Source organism: Streptomyces chisholmiae (assembly GCF_031845445.1).
Taxonomy (GTDB): domain Bacteria; phylum Actinomycetota; class Actinomycetes; order Streptomycetales; family Streptomycetaceae; genus Streptomyces; species Streptomyces chisholmiae.
Genome location: NZ_JAVREO010000018.1, coordinates 45,120 through 69,806 on the forward strand (window position 1 = coordinate 45,120; position 24,687 = coordinate 69,806).

General features: G+C 73.5%; 20 protein-coding genes, 1 tRNA gene and 1 riboswitch. Of the genes, 13 read left to right on the top strand and 8 right to left on the bottom strand.

The window, feature by feature from the left end:
- Positions 1–3: 3 nt before the first annotated feature.
- Positions 4–98: riboswitch (ZMP/ZTP riboswitch) on the bottom strand.
- A gap of 138 nt (positions 99–236) precedes the next feature.
- Positions 237–464 (top strand): dodecin, encoded by a 228-nt coding sequence (locus RM844_RS25300; RefSeq protein ID WP_311669690.1) that lies wholly within the window; start codon positions 237–239, stop codon positions 462–464.
- Positions 465–775: 311 nt separating this feature from the next.
- Here the strand turns inward: RM844_RS25300 and RM844_RS25305 are convergent, their stop codons facing one another.
- Positions 776–1,678: a carbohydrate kinase family protein gene (locus RM844_RS25305; RefSeq protein WP_311669691.1), complete on the bottom strand. Its 903-nt coding sequence runs from the start codon at positions 1,676–1,678 to the stop codon at positions 776–778.
- A gap of 241 nt (positions 1,679–1,919) precedes the next feature.
- On the opposite strand from RM844_RS25305, the gene RM844_RS25310 reads away from it, so the two are divergent.
- Positions 1,920–2,927 (top strand): serine hydrolase domain-containing protein, encoded by a 1,008-nt coding sequence (locus RM844_RS25310; protein ID WP_311669692.1) that lies wholly within the window; start codon positions 1,920–1,922, stop codon positions 2,925–2,927.
- A 147-nt stretch (positions 2,928–3,074) separates the two neighbouring features.
- On the top strand, positions 3,075–3,824 hold the full coding sequence (locus RM844_RS25315; protein ID WP_311669693.1) for a hypothetical protein: 750 nt from the start codon (positions 3,075–3,077) through the stop codon (positions 3,822–3,824).
- A gap of 140 nt (positions 3,825–3,964) precedes the next feature.
- Here the strand turns inward: RM844_RS25315 and RM844_RS25320 are convergent, their stop codons facing one another.
- Positions 3,965–5,488 (bottom strand): peptidoglycan-binding protein, encoded by a 1,524-nt coding sequence (locus RM844_RS25320; protein ID WP_311669694.1) that lies wholly within the window; start codon positions 5,486–5,488, stop codon positions 3,965–3,967.
- A gap of 486 nt (positions 5,489–5,974) precedes the next feature.
- Between RM844_RS25320 and RM844_RS25325 the strand changes: the two genes are divergently transcribed.
- On the top strand, positions 5,975–6,916 hold the full coding sequence (locus RM844_RS25325) for an alpha/beta hydrolase (protein WP_311669695.1): 942 nt from the start codon (positions 5,975–5,977) through the stop codon (positions 6,914–6,916).
- 51 nt (positions 6,917–6,967) lie between these two features.
- On the opposite strand, the gene RM844_RS25330 is transcribed toward RM844_RS25325, so the two are convergent.
- Entirely contained in the window at positions 6,968–8,146 is a 1,179-nt protein-coding gene (locus RM844_RS25330; RefSeq protein WP_311669696.1) for a helix-turn-helix domain-containing protein, read from the bottom strand.
- Between the two features lie 209 nt (positions 8,147–8,355).
- Here RM844_RS25330 and RM844_RS25335 point away from each other — a divergent pair, with 209 nt between their 5' ends.
- On the top strand, positions 8,356–9,063 hold the full coding sequence (locus RM844_RS25335) for a DUF4232 domain-containing protein (RefSeq protein WP_311669697.1): 708 nt from the start codon (positions 8,356–8,358) through the stop codon (positions 9,061–9,063).
- 203 nt (positions 9,064–9,266) lie between these two features.
- A complete protein-coding gene (locus tag RM844_RS25340) occupies positions 9,267–10,082 on the top strand; it encodes an SAM-dependent methyltransferase (protein ID WP_311669698.1) in 816 nt (271 codons plus the stop codon).
- Between the two features lie 76 nt (positions 10,083–10,158).
- On the opposite strand, the gene RM844_RS25345 is transcribed toward RM844_RS25340, so the two are convergent.
- Both RM844_RS25345 and RM844_RS25350 read right to left on the bottom strand, forming a co-directional pair.
- The gene (locus RM844_RS25345) at positions 10,159–11,085 is read right to left on the bottom strand and encodes a helix-turn-helix domain-containing protein (protein ID WP_311669699.1); all 927 of its coding nucleotides are present in this window, start codon (positions 11,083–11,085) and stop codon (positions 10,159–10,161) included.
- A gap of 155 nt (positions 11,086–11,240) precedes the next feature.
- A complete protein-coding gene (locus tag RM844_RS25350; RefSeq protein WP_311669700.1) occupies positions 11,241–11,477 on the bottom strand; it encodes a DUF397 domain-containing protein in 237 nt (78 codons plus the stop codon).
- Between the two features lie 214 nt (positions 11,478–11,691).
- Between RM844_RS25350 and RM844_RS25355 the strand changes: the two genes are divergently transcribed.
- The 3 genes from RM844_RS25355 to RM844_RS25365 all read left to right on the top strand — a co-directional run bounded on the left by RM844_RS25355 (position 11,692) and on the right by RM844_RS25365 (position 13,199).
- Positions 11,692–12,321: an ATP-binding protein gene (locus tag RM844_RS25355; protein ID WP_311669701.1), complete on the top strand. Its 630-nt coding sequence runs from the start codon at positions 11,692–11,694 to the stop codon at positions 12,319–12,321.
- 184 nt (positions 12,322–12,505) lie between these two features.
- A tRNA-Leu gene (locus tag RM844_RS25360) sits at positions 12,506–12,593 on the top strand.
- Positions 12,594–12,845: 252 nt separating this feature from the next.
- On the top strand, positions 12,846–13,199 hold the full coding sequence (locus RM844_RS25365) for a hypothetical protein (protein ID WP_311669702.1): 354 nt from the start codon (positions 12,846–12,848) through the stop codon (positions 13,197–13,199).
- Positions 13,200–13,942: 743 nt separating this feature from the next.
- Here RM844_RS25365 and RM844_RS25370 read toward each other — a convergent pair.
- Entirely contained in the window at positions 13,943–14,233 is a 291-nt protein-coding gene (locus tag RM844_RS25370) for a GIY-YIG nuclease family protein (protein ID WP_311669703.1), read from the bottom strand.
- A gap of 1,247 nt (positions 14,234–15,480) precedes the next feature.
- Between RM844_RS25370 and RM844_RS25375 the strand changes: the two genes are divergently transcribed.
- Positions 15,481–19,170 (top strand): DEAD/DEAH box helicase, encoded by a 3,690-nt coding sequence (locus tag RM844_RS25375; RefSeq protein ID WP_311669704.1) that lies wholly within the window; start codon positions 15,481–15,483, stop codon positions 19,168–19,170.
- 16 nt (positions 19,171–19,186) lie between these two features.
- On the opposite strand, the gene RM844_RS25380 is transcribed toward RM844_RS25375, so the two are convergent.
- On the bottom strand, positions 19,187–20,245 hold the full coding sequence (locus RM844_RS25380) for a hypothetical protein (RefSeq protein WP_311669705.1): 1,059 nt from the start codon (positions 20,243–20,245) through the stop codon (positions 19,187–19,189).
- Positions 20,246–20,460: 215 nt separating this feature from the next.
- On the opposite strand from RM844_RS25380, the gene RM844_RS25385 reads away from it, so the two are divergent.
- From RM844_RS25385 to RM844_RS25395, 3 genes are all read left to right on the top strand, one after another.
- Positions 20,461–21,234 (top strand): SDR family NAD(P)-dependent oxidoreductase, encoded by a 774-nt coding sequence (locus RM844_RS25385; protein ID WP_311669706.1) that lies wholly within the window; start codon positions 20,461–20,463, stop codon positions 21,232–21,234.
- On the top strand, positions 21,228–22,166 hold the full coding sequence (locus RM844_RS25390) for an AraC family transcriptional regulator (RefSeq protein WP_311669707.1): 939 nt from the start codon (positions 21,228–21,230) through the stop codon (positions 22,164–22,166). The genes RM844_RS25385 and RM844_RS25390 overlap by 7 nt, the downstream gene beginning before the upstream one ends.
- Before the next feature lie 182 nt (positions 22,167–22,348).
- Complete coding sequence (locus RM844_RS25395; RefSeq protein ID WP_311669708.1) at positions 22,349–22,981, top strand: LOG family protein; 633 nt, start codon at positions 22,349–22,351, stop codon at positions 22,979–22,981.
- Between the two features lie 35 nt (positions 22,982–23,016).
- Here the strand turns inward: RM844_RS25395 and RM844_RS25400 are convergent, their stop codons facing one another.
- The gene (locus RM844_RS25400; protein WP_311669709.1) at positions 23,017–24,456 is read right to left on the bottom strand and encodes a glycoside hydrolase family 43 protein; all 1,440 of its coding nucleotides are present in this window, start codon (positions 24,454–24,456) and stop codon (positions 23,017–23,019) included.
- Positions 24,457–24,687 lie beyond the last annotated feature (231 nt).

Genomic DNA, 24,687 nt, shown 5'->3' on the forward strand with positions numbered 1-24,687 from the left:
CGTCGCGATGGCCCAGGCGCACGGCTTTCACATCGCATCGCTGGGGCCGCTCCCCGATGGTGTGCCCCATCCCGAACGCGCCAGTCACGGCCCATCGCGAGGGTAGCACCGCACGCCAGGGGGCCCGTGGCCGGCCGTCCCGGCTCCGGGTGCGGGGGCGGGCCGGCTGGGGCACCGTGGGGAGGGTGTCCGGCGCGCCCCGCCCGGGAGGTCGCGCCCAGCCACGGGAGGTCACGATGTCCGACCACATCTACCGGGTGACCGAGATCGTCGGTTCCTCGCCGGACGGCGTGGACGCGGCGATCCGCAACGCGATCGAGCGGGCCTCGCGCACGGTGCGGCAGCTCGACTGGTTCGAGGTGGTGCAGGTGCGGGGCCATATCGAGGACGGGCGGATCGAGCACTTCCAGGTCGGCCTGAAGGTCGGCTTCCGGCTGGAGGGCCCGGACGAGCCGGTGTCCTGACGGCCGGGGCCCGGCCCGCCGACGGGTTGACCAACGGCCCGCCGGTTGACGAACGAGCCCAGCCGCCGCCGGCGAACGGGGGCCGGGTCGGCGAACCGCCCGCCCGCCGGTTGACGAGCCGGCCCCATACGTTGACAAACCGGCCCGCCCGCCCGTTGACGAACGACCCGTGCGTTGACAAACCAGCCCGTGCGTTGGCAACCGGCCGGCGAGCCGGCCGGTTGCCAAGCGGGTCCGCCCGTTGACGAACGACCCGCCCGCCGGCCGGGCGACGGCCGCCGGGCGCCAACCCCAGGGGGGCCGGCCGGCCGTCACTCCGGGGCGTCGAGCCGGGCCCTGGTCGGCGGGTCGGCGCCCTCGCGGGCGCAGGTCAGGGCCGCGCAGCGGACACAGCGGCGGAGCACCTCGGTGAGGGTGGCCGGGTCGAGCGGCACCGTGCCCCGGCCGGCGAGGTCGTCCAGCAGGGCGGCCTGGAAGGCGTCGCCCGCGCCGACCGTGTCCACCACCGTCACGGCGGGCGCCGGGACGTCCACCCGGTGCTCGGCGGTCAGCGCGAAGGCGCCGGCCGCGCCGCGGGTCACCACCACCAGCTCGGGCCCGAGGGCGCGGAGCGCCTCGGCCGCCTCGGCCGGGTCGAGGTCGGGATAGAGCCAGCCGAGGTCCTCGTCGCTGGCCTTGAGGACCGCGACGACGCCGGCCAGCCGCTCGGCGAGCGCCCGGTACTCGGCCCGGTCGGGGCGGACGGCGGGCCGCACGTTGAGGTCGGCGACCACCAGCCGGCCCAGCGCGCGCTGCCGGCGGCCCAGCTCCAGCACCCGGGTGGCGCCCGGTTCGACGGCGACGGCCAGCGAGCCGGTGTGCAGCACGGTGGTGTCGTCCGGCAGGTGCAGCTCGGCGGGCGCCCAGGAGGTCAGGAAGTCGTAGTGGGCCGAGCCGTCCTCGCCGAGGTAGGCGAGGGCGACCGTGGTCTTGGCCGGGCCGCTGGTCGGCAGCCGGCGCACGTCGAGGCCGGTGCCGGCCAGGTGCGCGTCGACCAGCGCGCCGGGCGGGTCGTCGCCCCAGCTGGTGAGGAGGGTGACGGGCCGCTCCAGGCGGCTCAGCCCGACCGCGACGTTGGCCGGGGAGCCGCCGGGGACGGCGCGTGCCTCCGGGGAGCCCGTCCGCCACAGCAGATCCACCAGGACCTCGCCCACCACGGCGACCCGAGCTGTCAACGCCCCACGCTCCTCACTGCCCGCCGGCCCGCCCGTCGGTTCCGGCCCGGCCCATCCTGCGGTGCCGGCGACCCGGCGAGCAAGAGCCCACCCACGAGCCGTCAACCAAGGTTGACAAGCGCCCGACGGTCAATCAGAGTTGACCCGGGGTGCCGGCCGCCCCGACCACCACCCGCCGACCGCCCCACCAACCGCATCGACCCGCCGCCACCGCACCGAACTTCCCCAGGGGGACTCCGTCATGACGCTGACCGCCACCGCGCTCGACCAGCTGGTCGAGGAGACCGCCGACCGCCTCGCCGCCGGCCGCCCCGGCCGGGTGGCGGTGGGTGCCGTGCTCGGCGACGAGACGGCGCTGCACGGCGCCGCGCCGGACACGCTCTTCGAGGTGGGCTCCGTCAGCAAGACGTTCACCGCGCTCGCCCTGGCCCGGCTCGTGGTGCGGGCCAGCCTGACCTGGGAGACGCCGCTGGCCGAGCTGCTGCCGGCCGGCGCCCGGGTGCCGGAGCGCGGCGGCCGGGTCATCACGCTCGGCCACCTCGCCCTGCACACCTCGGGGCTGCCCGCGCTGCCCACCGGACTGCTGCCGCGCGGCCCCGCCGGCCGCCGCGACCCGTACGCCGGCTGCACCGCCGACGCGCTGCTCGCCGAGCTGGCCGGCACCCGGCCGCGCTCGACGCCGGGCGCGCGGTTCCGCTACTCCAGCTTCGGCACCGGCCTGCTCGGCCTGGCGCTGGCCCGGCACACCGGGCAGAGCTACGACCAGCTGATCCAGCGCGAGATCTGCGCCCCGCTCGGCCTGCGGGACACCCGGGTCGAGCTGACCGCCGAGCAGGCCGCGCGGTTGGCGCCGGGCCACTCCAGGGCCGGCCGGCCGCGCCCCGGATGGCGACTGGCCGACCTGGCCGGCGCCGGCGGGCTGCACTCGTCCCCGGCCGACCTGCTCAAGCTCCTGCTGGCGGAACTGGGCGATGTGAGCGGCGAGTTGGCCAAGGCGGTGGCGTTCACCCAGGAGACCAGCCGACGCGTCTACCGGGCCCACACCATCCACCCCGGCTGGTACGGGACGCACCTGCCGCCGTCCGTCGGCCGGCACGCGATGCTCTTCCACAACGGCCGGACCGGCGGCTACCACACCCTGCTGGCGCTGGCCCCGGGGCGGCAGGCCGCGGTGGTGGTGCTGAGCGCCAACGCCCGCTCCGTCGACCGGCGGGGCATGGAGCTGCTGGGTCGGCTGGTGGGCGGTTGAGGCGCCGACCGCCGGCCGTCAACCCGTCAGGCGTGTGGTCATCGTCGCGGTGCGCGCCGCCGCCCGACGGGTAATTTGGGGACGCGGCAGCGGATTGACGGCGTGGCCGACGGCCCCCGCCCGTCGGCTCCTACCCGAGGGAGAGGCGTGGCGACGGCGTTCACCGTGGACATTGCCAGCGCGGACGGCATGCGCACCGCCGAGTGGTCGATCGGTGAGGAGTTCCTGATCCGCCCCTACCGGCGCGGCGAGGACGCCGAACCGGCGGCCCGCGTCAGGCTGTTGGCGCCCGGCGGCCAGGAGACCACGGCCGAGCCGGCCAGTCAGCGGGCGGCCGGCCCGGTGACGGTGGCCGAGGTCGAGGAGCGGCTGGCACTGAAGAGCGGCGGCCTGCCGCACCCGGTGCTGGCCCTCACCCAGCCGGACGGCAGCCCGCTCGCCACCGTGTACCCGGAGGAGCGGGTGGCCTGGCCCACCCGGTTCCGGGTGGTCGACGAGCACGAACGGCCGCTGGCCGACATCACCCACACCCCCTCCCGGCTCGGCCGCCGCTGCGCCTGGCGGATCGATCCGGCGGACGGCGGCCCGCCGGTGGTCGGCCGCCGCGGCTCGCTGCGCGGCTGGCTGGTCTTCGTGCTGGCCCTCCCGCTGTGGGTGGTGCTCTTCCTCGGCTGCCTGCTGCTCACCCTGCTGACCTTCGGTCAGGTGGCCGAGATGGTCGTCTGGGGCTGCCCGCGCAGCATCACCTGGCGGCGGGCCGGCGCCGGGCTGGCCGGCCGCGCCATGACCTTCGGTCATCTGCGCACCGACTACCACCACGACCCGCGGGTGCTGGAGCGCCGGCTCGCCTACGCCCAGGCCGCGCTGCACAACTTCGACGTGATGCACCACAACTGAGCACGCCGCCCGGAGCGTGCCTCGGGGACGGACCGGGCCGGCCCGCCCCCGAGGATGTTCAGTGACGGAACGCGCGCGGGTGCCGCACCGGCTCACGCGCCGACCGCGCGCGGGCGCCGGCCGCGCTCACCCGCCGCCGCTCACCTGCCGGACTGGAGGGCGCCCCAGGTCAGCGGGCCGACCTGACCGTCCACGCCCAGGCCGCGCGAGTCCTGGTACTCCCGCACCGCCTGGTCGGTGAGCGGGCCGAACTGGCCGTCGGCGGAGACGGTCCGCCCCAGGGCGGCGGTGAGCGCCCGCTGGAGCCGGCTGACCGCGGCGCCGGAGCTGCCCTGCCGCAGCGAGTCCGTGGAGCCGGCGGAGAGCAGCGCGGTCCAGGTGCGCGGGCCGACCTTGCCGTCGACGGCGAGGCCCTTCGCGCTCTGGAAGCCGCGTACCGCGGACTCGGTGTTGGGCCCGAACTGGCCGTCCACCGTGCCCGCGTTCTGCCCGTTCTGGTTGAGCAGGTACTGCAGCGCGGACACCTGGGGCCCGGTGGAGCCGTTGGCGAGGGTGCTGTAGCTGGGGAAGGTCAGCTCCGGCGCGCCCGGTTCGCCTGGCTCACCCGGCTCGCCGGGGTCGCCGCCCACCAGCTCCATGTAGTAGTTCCAGTCCCAGTGCGGACCGGGGTCGGTGTGGTCGTTGCCCGGCACCTCGACGTGACCGACGATGTGCTGCCGGTCCAGCGGGATGCCGTGCTCGGCGGCCAGGTGCTGGGTGAGCGCCGCCGAGGAGCGGTACATGGCGTCGGTGAACCACGAGGGCTCGTCCACCCAGCCCTCGTGCTCGATGCCGATGCTGTGCGAGTTGGCGGACCTGGCGTGCCAGGCCGTGTCCCGGTCCCGCACCGACTGGGTGATCTCGCCGTCCGAGGAGCGGATCGTGTAGTGCGCGCTGACCTGCGCGGCCGGGTTCTGGAACCAGCTGATCGCGCCGGCGTAGGAGCCCTGGGTCACGTGGATGACCACGGTGTCGATGGCCTGGGTCCGGCCGGCCGAGTAGTTGGACGTGTGGGCCGGCACCCAGCGGGCCGACGGGTAGTCGTCGCTGAGCACCCCGAGGTCCGCCTCGGCGTACTCGCCACGCTCGGGGTCCACTTCCTGGCCCTGGACGACGACCGTCTCGCCGTCCCCCACGGTGGCCGCCAGGCCGTCGCGGAGCAGGTCGTAGACGTGGTCGGCGTAGAGCCTGGCGCTGGCGTCGGCGTCGGCCCCGCCGTAGCGGGCCACCACCGGGTACCAGGCGTCGAGGTCGGCCCGCTCCTCGGCGGAGAGCCCGACCTCGTCGGCGTACGCGCGTAGAACCGCCGCGCCACCGTGGATGTTCGCCACCGTGTCGGAGCGCAGTTCGGCGACCGGGAGGCCGGTCTCGCCGGCCGCGGTGACCAGGGTGCGGTGGGTCGGGTTGTCCACCAGGTGCATCACGCCGTAGCCCCGGGCGTGGCTGGGGGCGCCGTCGTGGTCGTCCAGGCGCGTCTCGCCGTAGCCGACCGCGATCAGCAGTTCCCTGGGGACCTGGTAGGTCTCGGCGGCCTCGCCGAAGGCGGCGTTGACCGGGTCGGTCACCTCGGCGGCTGGGCTGGCGAGCGCGGGCTGGGCGGCGGCGAGCAGGCCGGTGAGGGTCACGCCCGCCAACACCACGCTGCGGTGGCGACTGTGTGGGGCAGATCGTCTGAACACGCTTCTCCGTTCGAGGGTTGCCGGAACCGGCGCCCCTGGGGTCGGGCGCGCGGCATACCCCAGCCTTCAGGCCGGGCCATGCCCATGTCAATGACCTGCGGCCACGCCAGTGACGCGCGTCAACTTACCGGCGGGTCACAACTCCCCCGCCTGTCAATGCCTTTGACACCGTATCGACCGGAACGCGCCGGGCCGGGTGACGCTCCGCGTGCCACCGACCGCGCGCCGCGCCCCCCGTCCCGCCCCCGGTGGCCTCGCGGCACGCCGCCCGAACCCCCGGCGCCCCCCGGCGCCCCTCACGAGCCCCGGCACGCCGGATGGCCGGCGGGCCGGGGCCGCTCGCATCATGGGGGCGGCGGGGCCGGTGATCCGCGCCCGGCGGGGAAGAGAGCACAGGACAGCCGAGCGACGACACGCCCCGAGGAGTGAACGATGGGTCAGGCAGCCAGCACCATCCCGCGCGCCGACTTCAGCACCGCCAGGGACGGGGTGCCCGTCGCCACCTACAGCTGGCCACCCGCCCACGGCGGGCGCCCGCACGCGGTGGTGCAGCTGGTGCACGGCGCGGCCGAGCACGCCCTGCGCTACGACCGGTTCGCCCGCGAACTCGCCGAGCACGGCTATGCCGTGCTGGCCTCGGACCACCGCGGCCACGGCGCCACCGCCGCGCACACCGGCGGCTACGGCGCGGTCGGCGCCTCCGGCTGGCGGGCCACCGTCGAGGACCTGCGGCTGGTGGGCGACCGGGCCAGGGAGACCTATCCGGGGGTGCCGCTGGTGATGCTCGGCCACAGCATGGGCTCCCAGCTGGCCCGCGACTACGCCCAGGAGTACGGCGAGTCGCTCCAGGGGCTGGTGCTCAGCGGCACCTTCCGTTCGCTGCCCGGCTGCGAGCCGGCCTCCGCCGTCGCCGCCCTCCAGGAGGAGATCGAACACGGCGGCCGGGACGCGCCCTCCTCGTTCGTGCCCGAGCTGTTCGCCTCGTTCAACGACGCCTTCCCGCGGCGCACCGGCTTCGAGTGGCTCAGCCGGGACCCGGCCGAGGTGGACGCCTATGTCGCGGACGAGCGCTGCGGGTTCGCGTTCAGCGCCGGACTGTCGCTGGACTGGGTGCTGGGGGTCCGCAAGATCAACGCGCCCGAGCAGCAGGCCCGCGTCCCGCGCGGGCTGCCGGTGCACGTCGCGGTCGGCGCCCAGGACCCCTGCCACAGCGGCCTGACCCTGGTCTACGAACTGCTGGAGGACTTCCGCTACCACGGCACCCGGGAGGTGAGCTGGCGGGCCTACCCCCAGGCCCGGCACGAGATCCTCAACGAGACCAACCGGGCCGAGGTCCAGACCGACCTGCTGAACTGGCTGGACCGGCACCGCTGAGCGCCGGGGCGTCCCGATCGGCCGGCGCCCGCGGCGCGTGCTGAGCGGGGCTCAGCCGCTGGTCGCGTACCAGTCGGTGCCGCCCAGCGGGAAGGCCCACTCCTCCTGGCCGGTGGACGCGCTGGTGTGGAACGGCTGGCCCTCGTCGTCGATCCGCAGCACGCCGTCCCGCTCGCCGCTGGCCCAGTCCAGCTCCAGGTGCCAGTCGACGTCCCGGCTGTCGGTCCGCGCGGTGATGTACACGACCAGCGGACTGGTGGCGTCCACCCACAGCGGCAGCTCCGGCTGCTCGCCGGTGGCGGTGGCCTCCGGGGTGGCCGCGTCCAGGTTGATGTCGAAGGCGGTGGTCGCCACCGGGCCGCCGCCGCACGCGCCGTACCCGGCGTAGACCGGCCAGGGCAGCGGGTCACCGCTCCTGGTGACCCGCACGTGCAGGTCGCGCAGCACCACCCGGTCCGCGCCGGTGCCCTGGATGGTCAGCTCGATGTACTGCTGGTCGGCCGAGACGGCGCCCATCGCGCGGGCCCAGCCGGGGGCGTCCGGCTCCTCGGGCGGCGGCGGGACCAACTGGGGCTCCGAGTCGACCAGGTAGCGGTTGCCGCAGGGCTCCTCGAAGGCGTGCGGCCGGGCCGCCACCGTCACCGGCGCCGGTGCCTGCGCGTCGCCGGTGGACGCCGGGCCGTCGGCCTCGTCCGCCTCGTCGTCCCGGGTGGCGAGCAGGACACCGGCGATCAGCACCACGGCCAGGGCGACCGCGCCGGCCAGCAGCACCGGCCGGCGGCGCCGCCAGCCGGGCGGCCCGGCCGGCGCCGGCCAGGGCGCGGGGGGCGCGGCGGCCGGCGCCACGCCGGCGGGCGCGCGGGCGGCCGGCGGCACGGGCGGCGCCGGGGCGGTCGTTGGGGCGGCCAACGGGGCGGCGGGCGCCGGCGTGGGCGTCGGCGGCTCGGCGGGCGCGGGCACCCGGCCCTCCCGCTCCCGCTCCCGCGCCGTGTCGGCCGCGATCCACCGCCGGTGCAGCTCGACCAGCTCGTCCGGCTTCGCCCCACACAGCCGGGCGAACCGCTCCACCACCGCGAACTCCGGCGGCAGCCCGCCCCCCTTGCAGTAGCGGTGCAACGTCGAAGGGCTCAGGTGCAGTCGCTTGGCGAGCACGCCGTAACTCAGTCCGGAACGGCCCTTCAACTCCTCAAGCAGCGCCGCCAGGTCGGCGATCTCCACGTCCGCGCCCATCTCTTCCCTCGTTTCCCGCCCCGGCCGGGCATTCGATGCGCCCGCCATTCTCCCAGGTCACCGGGGGCTCGAACGTCCCACTCTCTCATCCTGGTTGGTGGTACGGCCGAATGGGACGGAACCCGCCATAGCTTGTGGTCGTCGGTCAGCGCCCCGCCGCGGACCGCACACCAAACCAGCTCGCGACCCACACCAGAAAGCAGCACGCCATGAACGCATCCCCGCTCCGCCGCTCCCGCGTCCTCCTCGCCACCGCCGCCGCGCTGGCCGCCCTCTCCCTCACCGCCTGCGAGGACGAGGTGGCCAGCTCGGGCGGCGGCGAGGAGCAGACGGGGCAGGAGACCCCGGCCGAACAGGACGACGCGGGCACCGACGACAGCGCCGACACCGGCGGCACCACGGGGGGCGACGGCGACGAGGCGGGTGAGGAGACCGGCGTGGAGCCCGGCCAGGGCACCCTTGAGGGCGGCGCCGGGGAAGACGGGGAGACCCCCGTCAGCGAGCCGTGCACCGACTCCAACACCGAGGTGACCCTCTCCCCCGTCGAGCGCCCGATCAACCACCTGCTGCTCACCGTCACCAACACCGGCGACGAGGCGTGCAACGCCTACTCCGCGCCGGCCATCGGCATCGACGACGCGCAGGCCCCGCTGCCGCGCGTCCAGGAGAGCGTCCCGCACGCCGTCGCCACGCTCAACCCGGGCGAGTCCGCGTACGCCGGCATCATCACCTCGTCCGCCGAGGGCGGGGAGGGCTGGACCACGTCCTCCCTCACCCTGTACTTCACCGGCGGCGAGGACGAGGGCTCGGTCGGCGGGCCGGTGGACCTGCCGCTGCCGGACGGCGAGCTGTACGTGGACGGCGCGGCGGCCGTCACCTACTGGCAGACCTCCCTGGAAGACGCCCTGATGTGGTGACCGGCCCGAGGGGTGGGGCGGGGTCGGGGGCGGGCTGCCCCCGGCCCCGGTGGCCCACCGGAGCCGGCTGGCGGGTCGGCCGGGCGCGGCGACGGATGACATTCGGACAGCTGTGCCCGCCGAACCCCCTGATCAGCCGTCAACTCCCCTCTGGCGTGCGAGGATGCGGCCCTGTCGAGCAGTTCCAGGAGAGAGAGGTCGGCATGGCCGGAGCCGAGGGCGGCGCCACCCGCGAGGTGGACGTCAGCGTGCCCAGCGTCGCACGCATATACGACTACGCGTTGGGCGGCAAGGACAACTACGCCGTGGACCGCGACGCGTTCGACGAGCTGGAGCGGCACGCGCCGAGCACGCGCCCGCTGGCCGTCAACAACCGCCGGTTCCTGCAACGCGCGGTGCGGGTGCTCTCCGAGGAGTACGGCATCCGGCAGTTCATCGACCACGGCTCAGGGCTGCCCACCCAGGACAACGTCCACCAGATCGCGCAGCGCAGCGACCCGGACGCCCGGGTCATCTACATCGACAACGACCCGATCGTGCTGGCGCACGGCCGGGCGATCCTGGAGACCAACGCCAACACGGCGGTCATCCAGGCCGACTTCCGGGACACCGAGGGCATCTTCGGGCACCCCGAGGTCCAGCGGCTGATCGACCCGAACGAGCCGGTGGCGGCGCTCTTCGTGTCCGTGCTGCACTGCATCCCGGACGAGGACGACCCGGGCGACCTGATCCGCCGGGTGACCGCGCGCCTGGCCCCGGGCAGCTTCCTGGTGATGAACCAGCTGGTCAGCGACGACGCCGAGCTGCGGGATTCGATCAGCACCTTCATGAACGAGTCCACCCAGGGCAACTGGGGCCGGGTGCGGCAACAGGCCGATGTCCGCGCCTTCTTCGAGGGGCTGGAGATCCTCGACCCGGGCCTGGGCGAGATCAGCGCCTGGCGGCCGGACACCGACCTGGGGCCGAAGCAGCAGACCGAGGAGTGGATCGAGTTCGGCGGCGTCGCGCGCAAGCGCTGAACCGCCCCGCCGCCCCGGGGGCGGCTGCGCACACGGCGGGCCGGGAGAAACTTCTCCCGGCCCGTCGCCGTGTCGGTCAGCCCGCGTCCGCGGCCGCGTCCAGGGCCCGCATCACCTGGTCCAGGGTGCCCGGGGTCCGGCCGTGCGGCTCGGCGGTCGCGCACAGGCTGTCCATCACCGCGAGGTAGTCCTCGACGTCCTCGCGCTTGTCCAGGTAGAGCGCGCTGTTGAGCTGCTCCAGGTAGACGATGTCCGGCAGATCCGGCTCCAGGAAGCGCAGGATGGTGACGGGGCCGCCAGCGGCGGCCAGCCCGCCCAGCCGGAACGGCGCGATCTGCAGCGTGACGTTGGGCCGTTCAGCCATTTCCCGCAGGTGCCGGATCTGCCGGCGCATGGCCGCCGGACCGCCCATCGGCCGGGTGAGCGCGGCCTCGTCCACGACCGCCCACAGCCGGGGCGCGCCGTCCCGCAGCAGCAGCTTCTGGCGCTCCAACCGCAACTCCAGGCGGCGCTCCACCTGCCGGTCGGTGGCCCGGGGGTTGCCCAGCCGGACACAGGCCCTGGCGTAGTCGGCGGTCTGGAGCAGCCCCGGCACGAACTGGACCTCGTAGGTCCTGATGAGCGAGGCCGCCTCCTCAAGCCCGATCAGCGTCTCGAACCAACTGGGCAGCACGTCACTGTACTTCTGCCACCAGCCCGGCGTGCTCGCCTGCCGGGCCAGGGCCAGGAACTGGTCACGCTGGGCCGCGTCCGTGACGCCGTAGAGCGTCAACAGGTCGGCGATGTCGCGCTCCTTGGCGCCGACGCGGCCCAGCTCCAGCCGACTTATCTTGGCGTGCGAGCCACGGATCGCGTCACCCGCCGCCTCCCTGCTGATGCCGCGGGACTCCCGCAGCCGGCGCAGGTGGGTGCCCAGCACGATCCGCAGGACCGTCGGCCCACCCCTCGGGTGAGTCAGCAGATCCCTCACCGAGGAGGTGGGTCCTGGCTGCGCTGACGTCATGTGAGTTCCCCTGAGCTGTTGAATTAGCGCTCAAGTGTTGCACTGTTCGGACGAGGCGTACAGTCGCGCCGACCGCACCGAGGGTGACGTCCAGCACGTCACACGGTGACCGGCTCCGCTCAGGGGGTGGGGGTGGACCGACGGGGTGGGGGCGGTCAGTCGATCAGATCGTCGAAGTCCCCGTCCCTGGCGCCCTGCACGAAGGCGGTCATCTCGGCCCTGGTGTAGATCAGCGCCGGGCCCTCCGGGTCCCGCGAGTTGCGCACCGCGACGCCGCCGTCGGGAAGCCCGGCCACCTCGACACAGTTCCCGTTCGGATTGCTGCGCGCGCTCTTCCGCCAACTCGCGCCGGGGATCCGGGTAGCTGACACACCGTTCACGAACTCCGGCATCCGCACTCCTAGGGTCGGCTCGTACCCCGCGCCGTGGGGTGACGCGGGTGTCAGCAGTGATACTGCCCCAACTCCCGCTGTTCTTGCATCTGTTCTTGCAGCTGTACTTGCGTTCGTTCTTTCAGATGTACTTGCAGCGATACTCTGAGTGCCCCAGGATAGACTCTGCGGAGTCACCGCCTGGGTCATGTTGGACACCCCGCGGAGGTCGGTCATGTCAGCTCTCCCCTACGCCTCGATGGCGCCCCTCGCCGCTGTCGGGCGTCGTGCCACGACCGCGGAGGTGGCGGGCTTCGCGACGTTCCCCCTGGCCGGCGAGCCGGGCGCGCCCAGATCCGCGCGCTCCCTGACCCGCGCCACCCTGGTCGACTGGGAGCTGGACGAGCTGGTCGGGGACACCCTGGTGGTCGTCTCCGAGCTGGTGACCAACGCGCTGCGCTACGGCCTGCCGCACACTTCGGGGCCGCGCCCACTGCCGCCGGCCAGCACGGACCAGCCGCTGCTGCTGAGCCTGGTGCACTGCGAACGCTCGGTGCTGTGCGCGGTGTTCGACCCCGGGCAGGAGATCCCGCTGGTCGGCACCCCGAGCCCCTGCCAGGAGTCGGGCCGCGGCCTCCAGGTCCTGGAGGGCCTGGCCCGCGACTGGGGCTGGACCACCCCGGACCGGCACGGCAAGGCCGTCTGGGCGTTGATGGCGGCCGACGAGCCGGTCGAGAGCGCGTCCGCGACGCCCCGCTGGGAGCCGCTGAGCCGCCTGTTGTTACTGCTGGAGCTGCTGAGCGGGCCGTCCTGGCTGAAGGCCCTGGGCGCCACCGCGGGCGGCGTCACCCCGCGTGCCAACTAGCCGGCGGCGGCGCCGAACGGGCGCGGCCCACGTGACCCCCCGAGGAGAAACCTTTCTGGTGGTCACCGCACCCCCACCCACCAGGAGCGGCGGCCCTGGGCCGCCGCTCCCTCGACGCGACGGAGCACCCCGGGAACCTTGATATGGTTGACCCGTCGCTGCGGCCATGGGCCGCACACACCCCGTCCGGGTGGCGGAATGGCAGACGCGCTAGCTTGAGGTGCTAGTGCCCGTTTAAGGGCGTGGGGGTTCAAGTCCCCCCTCGGACACCATACTTCCCCAGGCCTGACCTGCGGTTTCTCCTCGGTCAGGGGCTCTCAGGGCCGCGTGTGACCAGCAGCGTGACCAACGCGGGTGATGATCTTGCGCCGTCAGCCGAGCGCCGAACAACCCGGCCCGTTCGGCGCTGGCACTTCTGCTCGGAAGACCTTCGGGTGGCCGAGTGGCACTCCCCTTCCTCGCCCCCGCCAAGCCGCTCTACCTTCCGACTCAGTGGCGGCGTCCTGGACACCCAGGTCCCCGTCGTGAACCCCGGAGACACCGTCTCCTGGCCCCACTGGAAGATCCGCGGGCCCCTGCGTTCCTTCGCCCTCACCAGCCCCGCCGGGGAGCACTTCGGCAGCACCCCGGCCGAGGGGAACGCCGTGGCGGACGGACGGATCCTGATCGTGGACACCCGCCCCGGTCACAAGGCCCTCCTCGACAACGAGGGAACGAGTTGCTGGCCCGCGCTCGACACCGACCCTCAGCCGTGGTCCGTACCTGCCGGACGCTCGGTGATCGGCCTGAGCATCGTCGCGGCCGGGAGCACAGCCGGCGCGCGGCTGACGCTTCGTCCCCGCTACATGACCCACCGAGGTCTTCCTCGCCTACGATAGTTGCGGTGCGTGCCCGTAGGCGGGCCGTTTTGGGCCGAGGACAACGATCTGGCGTCAGGTGTGTGGATGCACAGCTCTGCCCCGGAGGCTGGTCCGGCCCGCAGCTCATAAACTGGTTCCACACTCGACGGGCGGAGATGCAGTTGCGCGGTATTGGCGAGTACCCGTCAGATCGGCTAGCGCATCTTGTCGATATTCGGACCAAACCCGGATTTCCGAACGCCACAATCATCCACAGCTACGCGACCTACCCCATCCTCCTTCGTCGGCCCGATGAAGGGAGCAGGCAGGAGTACATACACTGTGGGCAGTGCAGCGCACGGATCCGTCTACGCATCTACAGTGCCAAACGCACCGCGTTGATACGGCGCCTATGGCTCGTACTGGCAATGGTTGGCTTAGCACTGGTGGCGGGATGCGTATACGTCGCCTTTGGAACCCACGGCTCGCCCATGTCTCTGACGCCCATCCTGTTCGTCCTCACCATGACCGCGAGCTTCATAGGCCTTCTGGCTCTGCTCCTTGGAGTCATTTACGGCTGCACCTACGACGGCACCCACGTGACGCCAGCGGTCAGCTCACACAGATTGGTCGGCATCGGGCGTCGGCCACCGACGACTCACTCGTGAGTGGCGAACGGTCGGTGATCCACAGGTGATGCTGGAAGGCACGTGGAGCCTCAGGTTTCGCTGAGCGCCACCGCCGCCACCTCGCAGTGCAGTCGCCACGTTGCCGAAAGAGATTCACTGAGGTCCGCGAAACTTGGGAAGTTGGTTGTACCCAACAGCAGGGTCATTCGATCGGAACTGGAGGATGAACTCCTTCTCCCGCTGGTTGACTTCAGCCTTCTCAGCTGTTTCGGATTCCCACAGGATCTCCTTCCTGATGGTGAAATCGCGCAGTGCTTCGCGATCGGTGTCCTGCTCCAACAGCCTTTTCGACGGGCTCCCGTAGTACCGAAGTCGGTCATCGGTGATGTCCTGTCCTATATAGATCTTGCCCGTCGGATAGGTGATCTTGTAAATGACCTTCATGCCGGCACCGTAGCACTGCACCGCAGCGCCCGGGCGGCTACTTGATACGCAGGAGGGAGCGTGGGATACCGCGTTGCGGTCCGAGACTCATCTGTCCGACGCATCGGAGTCATTCAGATCTGGATCAGACTCGACATCGTCGTTCGCTGTTGCCAGCCGGCACCTGGCAGCTCCTCGTGCGCGACCGCACCCCCCGGCCCGCGCTCCTCCATCACGGTGGAGGCACCGCCATCTACCAGCTGGGTTCGAACAGCCGGTCCTGACCGGGCAGATCGAGTCCATCGAGCGCTGCGGACCGTCGAGCAGTACACCGGGCCGGGGCTCGGTGTCCGTGGCTGGCCGCTGCGACAACCAGCTCGCCTACCGGTGACTGGGCTTCCCCGAACCTGGCCGGCCGATCGCCGGGCAGTCCCTCGGTCGCGATCCCCGGGCGGTCAAAGGACCGGCTGGGCAGGCGGTGTGGTCGGCACCGGAGAACGCGCTCGGCGCCCTCGGCATCGAGTGACCGCCGGGTCAGTGGAATGGGCCCGGCCCCGCGGCAGTTCGGCGACGAACTCACCGACAGCCTTCGGTTCGACGTGCTGGGGACGTAGTCGAGGACTGGAGCAGGCAGAGAGAGCGGGCCACCGACTCGTGCCCGATCCAGATCCGCGAGCGATCCGGCCGCACCGCTCACACCTACAGGACAGATCCGAAGAGATCCGCTTCTCCCCGAGCCGGGCAACCTGCGCCAGTACACCTGGGCCCGGTCCGCCCCTCTGGTGACCCGCGCGATCGTCGCCTGCCAGGGTGAGAACGAGGATCGATACCTCCCCCAGAAGATCGCCGCGGAGGCCGAAGCGGGGTTATTGTCGTGGCGCTGCGCAGGATCGGCTCCGTACCGACACCTCGGTGCGATCCGCGCCCCCCACGGGACCCGGCGGGCCCGCCGCTGGCTTGAATGAGCGTGAACGCGTTCGTCGGAGTGGCAGCCCGCAGCGGCCGCGAGTGAGCGGTGGCCCGTAGGCGCGTACAGGGAGTTGCCCTCTGCTACGGTGCCCGGGGATCGACGATCACAAGGGGGGCGGATGGGGTCCGTCCGACAGTCGAGGGCCGAGCGGCAGCGGCAGGCACAAATCCTGCGGTACTGGCGGGCCGTGGAGTACTTCTCACCGCCGAAGGTCGATCGGGCCAATCCGCGCAAAAACGTCTTCCCGGTGGGACCGGGGCAACCGTTGCCCTGGGAGCCCGGGTCCGCTGTCAGTCGGATGCGGACCCGGCCGGATCGGGTGTGGCAGCACACGGTCTACGCCGGGATCTTCGCGGTCGACAAAGTGCGCGACGTCCTCCTCGAAGCGTTCCGCGCGCCCGACTCGGAACAGGACCTGGACGGCCGGATCGGCGGCGACAGCGCGGTGCTCTGCTTCAGCGTGAACCAGGACGGGCTGCTGATCAAGGAGAGCGTCACGCTGTCCTCGTGCGCGTGGGCGGTCGGGCAGACGCTGCACCCCGGACCGCACAGCGACCAGTGGCTGACCACGTTCGACAGGGACAGCACGCTACTGCTGCAACGGCTGCTGGAGCTCGGCGACGGGCGGATCGAGGTCGATCGCGAACCCGCTGCCGACTCCGGGTCGTCACCGTCGGGACTCGGCCGGGTCGCGGGGCTGACGTCCCGCCTCGTGGTCAGCGCGGCGAAGGGCGGCCTGGACGCGGCGGCCGGTGCGGTCGGTGCCGGGCTCGGTCCGCTGGCCGGAGCGGTCGCCGCGAAGGTGGTCGACGAGGTCGGCGGCGACCTGATCGACGCCGCCGCCGCCCGGTTGACCGACCGCCCCCGGGACGGGGTGGCGGCCGGCCAGGGCCGGGACGGTCCTGACGCGGAGGAATCAGAGGGAACAGCGGAGGAAGGAAGAACGGAGCGGGACGAGGCGGAGCCCGCGGGGCCGCCGCCCGAGGTGGGCACGAAGGTCCTGGACGGGCACGACCTCTCGGCCGTCACCCGGTGGGTGGCCGAGCAGTTGGGCGTCGCCGAGGTTCTCCAGCCGACGAGGATTCAGGTCAGGAGCTACCAGGTCGCGGCCAAGCACGCGGACGAGGCGGGTGGCGACGGCTTCCTCAACAGCTTCTACGCGGACGACCTGGAACGCGTCGCCGGGGTGGTCGAGGCCGGGCAGGCCGGCACCGCCCTGGTGGACTATCTGCGCGCCGGGGCGGATCTGGACGGTATGGATCGCCTCGATGTTCGGCGGCTGCCCGAGGTCGTGCGCGAGAACGTGCAGCCGGCGAGCACGCCGCCGGGCCGCTGGCCGGCCGATGCCGACAAGCCTTTGGTCCTCAGCCAGCAGTTCGCGGTCAACCGCGTCCTGGCCGGTCTCGGGCCGGACGACGGCCGCGGGATCTACGCGGTCAACGGGCCGCCCGGCACGGGCAAGACGACCATGCTGCGGGACCTCATCGCAGCCGTGGTCGTCCAGCGGGCCGAGCGGCTGGCGGTGTTGCAGCGGCCGGAGGACGCCTTCGTCCGCAAGCCGCGCACCTGGCGCACGGAGGAGACCGCAGGCAAGACCTACCCCCGCACCATTCATCCGCTGATCCCCGAACTCACCGGCTTCGAGATCGTCATCGCCTCGTCCAACAACGGCGCGGTGGAGAACGTCACCCTGGAGGTCCCGGGGGCACGGGCGATCGGCGCGGCGTGGCAGGGGCGCGCCGACTACCTCGCCGGCCCCGCCAGCCTGGCGCTGGAGGAGGACGCGTGGGGTGCGATCGCCGCCCGCCTGGGGCGGCGGAGCAACCGTTCCGACTTCGTCCAACGCTTCTGGTGGGGCGAGGAGGCCAAAGGCAGAGGCCGGCCAACGCCGGTGACACACGAGGAGCGCCCCCGGCTGGGGCTGCAGAAGATGCTCCAGTTGCAGGCCCAGCACCTAGCTGACGGAGCACAGCGCCCCCCGAACGCCAGCCAGGAGGCGGACCACGCGGCGCCGTTGGGGCGGGAGACCTGGGCGCAGGCCGTCCGGCGCTTCACCCAGGCCCGCGACCGGGTGGGCGAACTGGCCGCGGAGCGGCAGGAGGTCGCGGACCTGCTGACCCGGCTCGCCGGCCCTGACGCCCTGCTGGACGAGCTGCTGTCCGAGGAGTCCGGCGCCCAGGACACGCTGCGTCTCCTGGAACAGGAGCAGCGCCGCGCCGAAGGCGCACTTGCCGCCGCCCGGGCGGAGCACGCCCGGCGCCGGGACGCGATGTCCGCCGAGCGGACACGGCTGGACTTGGCTGAGGCCGCGGTCCGCGCCGGCGAGGAGGACGTGCGGGTGGCGGAGGCGTCACTGCACGCCCACCAGGCGGACCGACCCCGGCTGTGGGTGCGAGTCTTCCAGCGCGAGCGTACGCGGCGCTGGGAGGTGGAGAGCCGTCCGCTCCGGGCCGAGGTCACGGCAGCTGACCTCCGCCTCGCCGAGCTCGAAGCCGCGCGAGCCGCACAGCAAGCCACCCTGCGCACCGCGCAGGGGCGGCTGGACCAGGCGCTGGGGGCGATCAGGCGCGCGGCGGACCGGCTGGCCGTGTGCGCTCAGGCACGCGAGCGGCAGGTCGCCACCGCCGCCGAGGCCGGCCAGCAAGTGGCCCGCCGGCGCAGCGAGCGGGCGGCGGACGAACGCCGACTGGACGCGGCCAGGGAGCGGTGGGGCGACCGGGTTCCGGGGGCCGAATGGCGGGCGCCCCTCGATGACCGGGTGGCCATGGAGACGCGCGAGCGGTCAGCGCCCTGGATGGACGCCGCGTTCGCCGAGGCGCGCTCGGAGCTCTTCCTCGCAGCCCTGGATCTGCACCGCGCGCTGCTGGCCACCGCGCCCGAGCGGATGCGCACCAACCTGCGGGCCGTCATGGAGGTGGTCAAGGACCAGGCGCCGCCGGACCTGGACGCCGAAACGGTGCTGGCTGCCTGGCAGTTGCTTTTCATGGTGGTCCCCGTGGTCTCGACGACCTTCGCGTCGGTCGCTCGCATGTTCGCCCAGCTGGGCGGCGAGTCCCTGGGTTGGCTGTTCGTCGATGAGGCCGGTCAGGCCGCGCCGCAGGCGGTGGTCGGCGCGCTGTGGCGGGCCCGCCGCGCCGTGGTGGTCGGCGACCCGTTGCAGCTTGAGCCGGTGACCACCCTCCCGTGGACCGGCCAGCGGCGCCTGGCCGGCCACTTCTCGGTGGACCGTCAGTGGGCCCCGGCGGCCGGCTCGGTGCAGACGCTGGCCGACCGCCTCAACCCGTACGGCACCTGGCTGACGGACCAGGAGGGCGAGGACATCTGGCTCGGCTCGCCGCTGCGTGTGCACCGGCGTTGCGATCGGCTGATGTTCGAGATCAGCAACAAGATCGCCTACGACGGGATGATGGTCTACGGGGTCGTCCGGGAACAGGACGACTTCCCGCTGGAGTTGGACAGCGTGTGGTGGGACGTTCCCGCGCTGCCGGGCGAGGAGAAGTGGAATCCCGCGGAGGGCAGGGCCCTGGAGACCACCATCGACCGGATCCGCGGCCGCGTTGACGAGGCGATCCGTCAGGAGCGCCTGCTCGGTGGCGAGGCGTTGCCCGACGTCGCGGCGGCCGGCGGCGCGGCCGACGAGGGCCGGCGCCGGCTGGACGAATCCGTCTTCGTGGTCAGCCCGTTCCGGGACGTCGTCCACGGCCTCGGCCGGGTGGTGAGCGGCAGGCTCGGCACCCAGCGCTACGGCACGGTGCACACCACGCAGGGCAAGGAGGCCGACATCGTGATCCTGGTGCTGGGCACCGGCGCCGGTCAGGTGAGGTCGCGCGACTGGGCAGCCCAGAAGCCAAACCTGCTCAACGTGGCCGTCACCCGCGCCCGCCGCCGCCTGATCGTCATCGGCGACCTCGACGCCTGGTCCCGGCACCGCTACTTCAAGGACCTGGCGCAGCACGAGCTGATCCGCCGCTGGTCCCCCGAGCGCTGAGCCGGGACAGCCGGTACTACGGCTCGCCGCTGGACCAGAAGGCGCAGGACGGGTTGTCCCACATCTCGTGGCAGGGGCGGAAGTTCGGCGCGGCCTCGTCGTACGGGATCTCGGCGATGACCGGGCTCGCCAGCCAGTAGTGTTCGGGCCGGTCGGGGACGGCCTCGGCGAAGAACGGTCGGTCGCCGTCGCGCAGGGTGACCTCGGCCGTGGAGCCGTCCGCTTCGCGGTACTCGGCCCGCAGCTCCCAGGCGCAGGACTGGTCGTGCACCAGGCTCTCGACCCGGAGGCCGCCCGGTTCCAGTCCGCCACCGATGTCGATGCGCCGGTGCCCGAAGTACGGCTCTCCGTGGTCCGGCCCGCCGTCGGCGATGTACAGCGTGGGGTCGGACGCCGCCAGGTCGACGACCACCCCCGGATAGGTCCCCTCCCCCTGGGGCGGTATGTCCACGACCGTCCGCGCGGTGGGCGCCTGACACGAGACGTTCACCGGGGTCATGTCCACGATGCTCAGTTGCGTGGCGCGTTCCGACAGCAGCGTCATGGTGAAGGTGGTGGCGACGGCCCGGCCGTCCGCCGTCGGGTACGGCGGCTGGGACCCGTCCGTCGGGTAGCGGATCAGCCGACCGCCCCGGGAGCGGAGGTACGCCCAGACCTCCTGGTAGGGGGTGGCCCGCAGGGTGGCCTGTTCCTCCTCGGTGAGCAGCCGGTCCAGCACCACCCGGTACTCGTTGGGCACCGCGGTGTCGTAGGTGATGGCGTGGGTGAAGGGGGCCCGTGCCCGGTCCAGCCGCCGCTGGGCGTCCAGTTCGGTGCCGAGCCGGGATTCGGTGCTCCACAGGTCGAACCAGAAGCTCGCCACGAGACCGCACAGCGCGGTGAGGAGCCCCAGGGAGACGGTGATGGCCAGGGCGCCGCGCCGGGTGCGCCGGGAGGCGCCCCGCCCCTCGGGGAGGTACCGGTCGGCCAACACGTCCCGGATCGACGGCTCGTCGGGCGGTGGCGGCGACGGCGGTGGGGACGGGGGCGGCGGCGGTGAGGGCGGCGGTGGCGGCGGTAAGGAAGAGGAACCCATCGAGGATCTCCAGCCTGCGCGTCGGAGGAGAGCCACGCTCGGTGAGCCGTCGAACGCGGTGGATCCTCCAGAGTACGCCGAGCGGCGGCCCTCGGTCTCGATCGGACCGCCAACGGGCGGTGGCCGAGGTCGCGTTGGGAGCGGCCGGACGGTGGCGGAGGAATCCCGGACCGGGCGGGATGGCGGCCCGCCGGCCACGTCCGCATGCTGGGGGCATGACGGGAGAACAGCAACGGATACCGGTGGTCCCGACGAGCGCGTTGCCGGCCGGCGCGGGGACGGTGGCGCTGGTGACGGGCGGGGCGCGGGGGCTCGGGCGGGCGGTGGCCGGGCAACTCGCCGCCCGGGGGGTCGAGGTCCTGGTCGGCTCGCGGAGGCCGGACGAGGCGGTGGCGGCGACCCGCGGGCTGCCCGGGGTCAGTGTGTTGCCCGCGCCGCTCGACCTCACCGACCAGCGGTCGGTGGACGCGGCCCTGCGCGTGGTCGAGGAGACCAGGGGCCGGCTCGACGTGCTGGTCAACAACGCGGCGGCGCCGCCGGACTGGGACAACGACGTGGTCGAAGCCGACCTGGCCGCGGCCGCCCGGGTGCTGGAGGTCGACCTGTTCGGCACCTGGCGGATGACGATCAGCGCGCTGCCGCTGCTGCGGCGCTCCCCCGGGCCGCGGGTGGTCAACGTCAGCTCGGGGGCGGGCTCGCACGCCGACGGCCGCTACGGGCTGGCTGTCTCCGGGGGCGCGTTCCCCGGCCACGCGATCGGCAAGGCCGCGGTCAACGCGCTGACTTCGGCGCTGGCCGCCGCGCTCGCCGACACCCCGGTGCTGGTCAACGCGGTCTGCCCGGATGTGACGGCGACCGTGCCCGGGGCGGCGGCGCGGGGCGCGCGACCGGCCGCGGCGAGCGCTCCCGGCGTGGTCTGGGCCGCCACGCTGCCGCCGGACGGCCCGCGCGGCGGCTTCCACCGGGACGGGGCCGCGCTGGGATGGTGAACGAGGGCGGGCCGGGCTCGCTGTCCGAGGACGAGTTGTCGGGCGTGCTGCGCCACCTTCAGCCGGTCGGTGTGCTGTCCGGCGGTTTCGTGTCCGACGTGCCCTGGGTCTCCGGCGGCGCGGTCGGCGGCGAGCTGAAGGTCGTCGCGGTGCTGCGGGGCAGCGCCCGACTGGCCACGGACGGCGGGCTCTCGGCGCGGCTGGGGGCTGGCGACGTGGCGTTGCTGAGCGGGCGTTCCTGGCTCACCCTGCGCGGCGGCGCGGGTCGGCGGGCGCCGCGCGAGATCGCCCCGCCGACCGGCTGGTCGGGCCAGGGGTCGGCACCGGACGGCGCGGGCGATGTCGTGGTCGGCGGTCACCTGGGGCTGGGCGTCGCCGGCCGGGAGCTGCTGCGTGCCGCGCTGCCCCCGCTGAGCCGGCTGCCCGGCTCGGCCCCGGGGGCGCACCGGCTGCGTTCGGTGTTGGGGCTGCTGCTGGCGGAGTTCGTCGACGGCGGCCCCGGCTCCCGGTTCGCGGCCGAACAGTACGCGCGGCTGGTCCTGTTGGAGGCGGTGCGGGCGCTCGTCGCGGGGGCCGCGCTGCCGCCCGGCTGGCTCCGGCTGCTGGCGGACGAGCGGCTGCGGCCGGCGGTCCGGCTCATCCACGAACAGCCGGGGCGGTCCTGGCGGTTGGCGCAGCTGGCGCGGGCGGCCGCGATGTCGCGGACCACGTTCGCCGACCGCTTCCGGCGGACCGGCGGGTGCACCCCGTTCGGCTATCTCCACCGCTGGCGGGTGGTGTTGGCCGAGCACGCGCTGCGCCACACGGACACCACCGTCGACGCGCTCGCCGGCCAGCTCGGCTACGCCTCGCCCGGTGCCTTCAGCACCGCCTTCCGGCGCACCGTCGGGATGCCGCCGGGCGCCTACCGGCGGGCGCACACCGGGCGTTGAGCGGCGCGCCCCAGCCGGCGAGACGGCGACGGGCGGCGGAGCGGCGATGGGGCGGAGCAGCGGAGCGGCGATGGGGCGGCGGGGCGGCGGGGCCCGTGCTCGGCGTGGGAAACCGCGTGGTCGGGGCCGGCCGGCCTGCGGTATACCGGAGGGCTGGCCGTCACCGCTCCCGGAGGTTTTCCATGCGTCGTCTCGCCGTCTTCCTCGCCTCGTCCAACGGGACCGACCCGGTGCACGTCGAACTGGCCGCCGCCGTGGGCGCGGAGCTGGCGGCGCGGGGCATCGGGGTCGTCTACGGCGGGGGCCGCTCCGGGCTGATGGGGGTGCTGGCGGACAGCGCGCTGCGGGCCGGCGGCGAGGTCGTCGGCGTGATGCCGCGCAGCATGGTGGAGCGGGAGTGGGCGCACGACGGGGTGACGGAGCTGCTGCTGTGCGACTCGATGCACGAGCGGAAGGCCATGATGGCCGACCGGGCCGACGCGTTCGTCGCGCTGCCCGGCGGGCTGGGCACCCTGGAGGAGATCTTCGAGGTGTGGTCCTGGCGTCAGCTCGGCTTCCACGCCAAGCCCGTCGGCCTGCTGGACGCCGGCGGCTTCTGGGCGCCGCTGCTGGCCGCGCTGCGCGGCATCGCCGACTCCGGTTTCCTGGCCGCCGCCACCCTGGACGACCTGGCCGTGGCGCCGGCCCTGCCGGAGCTGTTGGACGCGTTGGAGGAGCGGCTGCGGGTCCCGGCGCGGCCGGCGCGCGGCGGCCGGGAGGTGGTCGCCGGCCCGCGGCCCGCGCCGGTCGACCGGGCCGGCCGACCGGCGGGCTGAGCAGGCGGGGGCGGGGCCGGGGCCCCGCCCCCGGGTCAGTCGGTGTAGACCTCCGCCCGGTCCACGCTGACGAACGCCGCGCCGGAGGACGGGTTGCGTTCCCCCGTCACCCGGACCGTCAACGTGTGGGTGCCGTACGGGAGTCGGGGGCTGAGGTAGTTCAGCGTCTCGCCGACGCGGATGAGTCCGTGGAAGTCGACGCGCTGTTCCGGCCCGCCGTCGACGCTGATCGCGGCGATGCCGTTGCCGGTGTCCCGCACCGACAGCAGCGCGATCCGGGTGCCGGTGAAGGTGAAGGTGGCGGTCGCGCCCGGCTCGTCGCTCCAGTGGTCGTCGCCCCAGAAGCACTGGGTGGCGCAGCCGTTCCCCGCGTTCCAGGCGCCGGTGAAGGTGACGGTGCCGTCGCCGCTGGAGCGGCCGTCGTCGTTGATCCAGTGGTTGCCGGAGCCCGGATCGCCGGCCGGCAGGTCCTGGGTGGCCCCGAGGGCGAGTGGGGCGCCCAGGTCCGGGCGGCCGTCCGGGTGCCAGCCGATCCGTTGGGCGCGGGTGGTGCGGTCGGTGTAGGTGTTCACCGAGGTGGTCTTGGCGTGGTAGATGATCCAGTCCTCGGTGCCGTCGGGGGACGTGAAGAACGTGTGGTGGCCGGGGCCGTAGACGCCGACCGCGTCGTTCCTGGCGAAGAGCGGCCCGTGGTGCTGGGTCCAGTTCCCCGGGACCAGCGGGTCGGCGCCCGCCGGCAGGGACATCATCCAGACCTGGTAGTCGGGCTTCCCGGTGTCGCAGGTCGAGTAGGTCATCCAGGTGTGGCCGTTGCGGTAGAGGAACGCCGGCCCCTCGCGGACCTCGGGGCAGCCGCCGGCGCCGTCGAGGGCGACCGCGTCGCCGGAGACCGTGTAGGGGTTGGACATCGGCGCGATGTTCAGGCCGTTGTGCTGGTAGGCGTTGATGCCGCTGTAGGCGAGGTAGAGCCGCCCGTCGTGCTGGAGGATGCCGGGGTCGATGGCGAAGTCGTCGGCGTGGTTGGGCGGCGCGAGCTTGGCCTTGAAGTGGTAGGGCCCGCGCGGGTCGTCGCCCTCGGACTCCAGGACGTAGAGCCGGTGGTGCTCGTCCACCCCGTCGTCGGCCGTGTAGTAGAGGTACCAGCGGCCGTCGAAGCGGTAGAACTCGGGCGCCCAGATGTGCTGGTCGCGCGAGGGGTCGGTGTCCGTCCAGACGGTGACGGGGTCGGCGGCGAGCAGGGTGGCCAGGGAGGGCGAACTCCACATCCGGATGGCGTCGCCCTGGGTGGTGGCGAGGTGGTAGTTCCCGTCGGCGTAGGTGAGGAACGGGTCGGGGCCGGTGTTCAGGGGGTTGCGGAAGGTGCCCGCTGCTGTGGGGGTCATCGAGTCTCCTGCGCTGGCCGGTGGGGTCAGGACCAGGCCGATCAGCAGTGCGAACACCGCGGCTACCAGGGTGGTTCGGGTTCGGGCGCGCATCGTCGGCTCCCTCTTCTCCGCACGTCCGGTGGACGCCGAGCCGGCGTCCGCTGACGGTTGTCCATGGCAGCACGACGCTTACAGCGATGTAAATCCCTCGACGGCGATCCGGTACGGGGGCGGCGTCGGGGTGGGTGGCGCGGGCCGGGGTGCGGGGGACGGGGAGGGGTGCGGCGGGGGTGGCGCGAACCGGCAGCGGGGCGGGGGCGGTTGGCGCGGCGGGGCAGGTGA